The 1,925-nt window shown below is 32.8% G+C and carries 2 protein-coding genes and 1 tRNA gene; 1 reads left to right on the top strand and 2 read right to left on the bottom strand.

Going from position 1 to position 1,925, the window contains the following annotated elements; translation table 11 throughout:
- The first annotated feature begins 163 nt into the window (after positions 1 to 163).
- Positions 164 to 526, top strand: a complete 363-nt coding sequence (locus RV17_RS12920; protein ID WP_067480199.1) for an iron-sulfur cluster biosynthesis family protein — start codon at positions 164 to 166, stop codon at positions 524 to 526.
- Positions 527 to 593: 67 nt separating this feature from the next.
- On the opposite strand, the gene RV17_RS12915 is transcribed toward RV17_RS12920, so the two are convergent.
- Positions 594 to 1,226 carry a cadmium resistance transporter gene (locus RV17_RS12915; protein WP_071869444.1) on the bottom strand — a complete coding sequence of 211 codons (633 nt, stop codon included), beginning with the start codon at positions 1,224 to 1,226 and terminating at the stop codon, positions 594 to 596.
- A 336-nt stretch (positions 1,227 to 1,562) separates the two neighbouring features.
- A tRNA-Thr gene (locus RV17_RS12910) sits at positions 1,563 to 1,635 on the bottom strand.
- Between the last annotated feature and the right edge of the window lie 290 nt (positions 1,636 to 1,925).

Below are 1,925 nucleotides of genomic sequence, written 5' to 3'. Positions count from 1 at the left end.
TGTCGTAGGTTCGAGTCCTACTGCCGGAGTACTAAAAAGAAGGAAGAAATCTTAACGATTTCTTCCTTCTTTTTTTGTTGTGTCAGTCGATGAGGCAAGTGTCTCGCTATATTTATTAATATGTGTTAGCATTTTTTTGGAAGAATAAAGGAGGTTTTAAATAATGTATTTAAAAATTTCTACTGAAGCACAAGAACGATTACAAAAATATTTAGATGAAGAAGCAACTGTAATTCTTGATCTAGATGATGGCGTAGGTGTGTATTCTAAAATGGGTGTCTGCTCATTAGACACTAGCTTTCGTCTATTGATTTTAGACAAAACACAAAAAAGAGAAGACTATCAATTAGTTTTGGATAGTGATGTCGGCGAGCTTTATGTGAAAGACTACTCCAAAATGTACATGGATGAAGCGATGACTTTGTCACTTGATACACGACTAGGTGTATTCCAATTATCGAGTCCTAGTGGTATGTTAGACAGCCATGTTCAATTAGTGGATCTTCGCCCTAACAAAATTGTCTAATGCAACTCTTCAATTAAATAAGAAAAACGCTCTAATGTATAAATTTTTGATACATTAGAGCGTTTTTTTAGTTAAACAAACCACTGTCAATAAGAATATAGATTCCTAAGCCAATAAAGATGACTGGTATAATAAATACTTGATGCCGATGAAGTTCCTCCTGTATAAAGGAAAGATTGGCTAATTTGAAACTGAAATAACACCAGATAGCAATCATAATTATAAATATAAGAACAGTTATAATTAAATCAATGACAGAATACCTACTAAATAGGGGGACGTAAATTCCAATATTATTTGAGCCATTGCCAAGAGTTAAAAGAGTAACATTTAAAAAATGTGGTCGTAAGCCACTTGTTAATAGAGTTTCATCTGTGAGATCTGCTTTGTTAGCTGAGGAGTCTTTCTCGATCGAAACAGTTCTTTTTTTATTTTTCACAAAATCAAGCCAAGACTTAATTCCTAGAAAAATTGGAATGATGCCTAGCAAACCTAAATACTCCGTTTGAATTCGATTCAAACTGTGAGATGCCAAAATACTAAATAGAACTAAGAGCCCTACTCCTAAATATTGTCCAAGAACAATATCTTTTTTTGATAAATTTTTTCCAACTTGAGAAAATAAAATGGTTAATATAAAAATGTCATCAATGTTGGTGCTGATAAAAGAAATCAAACTAGTAGTAAGTGTTGTAAGCATTGAAATCCCTCCTCACATTTAAGGATAAATAAAATAATCTTATACTTAATTATAACGTTTTATTTAGTTAGTGTGTTAGTGAGAGAGTGGTCACTATAAAATCAGACGATGGTTTAATCGTTGCAAGAAGTTTTGAGTGAGGAGAGTTAAAAAAAAAGAACAGTTCCAGGCTAAAAATTTAGTCACGAGTGTTGTACACCTTATTTTAGTTAAATAAGTCTAAGCAGTTCTTGAATCCTAATTCAATGAGCATTGGTTAAGAGAGCTGGAAAATAAATAATCAAAAAAAGACATCAGAATGGGTGTTTTTATAACACATTCTGACGCCTTTAAGGAAGCCACTTGACGGGCTCGAACCGTCGACCCCCACCTTACCATGGTGGTGCTCTACCAGCTGAGCTAAAGCGGCATGAATATTTTTACAACTAATAGAATAGCGAAAATATTGAAATTTGTCAATCCTATTTATAGTGAAAAGTGAACATAATGGATTGGAAATAAGTGAGTTAGAGAATTATTTTGTATGGTATTTTATGAATGAGAAAGTAGTTTACCGCATTTGAAAATAACGGAAAGAGCAATGACCTTTTTCTAGCAAAAAAACCTTAAAAAAAACAAAAAAAGTATTGCACGTGATGGAATAAATTGCTATTATATTTATGTACTTGATTCCGGCATAGCTCAGTTGGTAGTAGCGCA

The organism is Enterococcus thailandicus (assembly GCF_001886265.1).
GTDB classification, from domain to species: domain Bacteria; phylum Bacillota; class Bacilli; order Lactobacillales; family Enterococcaceae; genus Enterococcus_B; species Enterococcus_B thailandicus.
The sequence above is the reverse complement of the archived record's forward strand: the minus strand, read 5'-3'. Positions and strand labels throughout refer to the sequence as shown.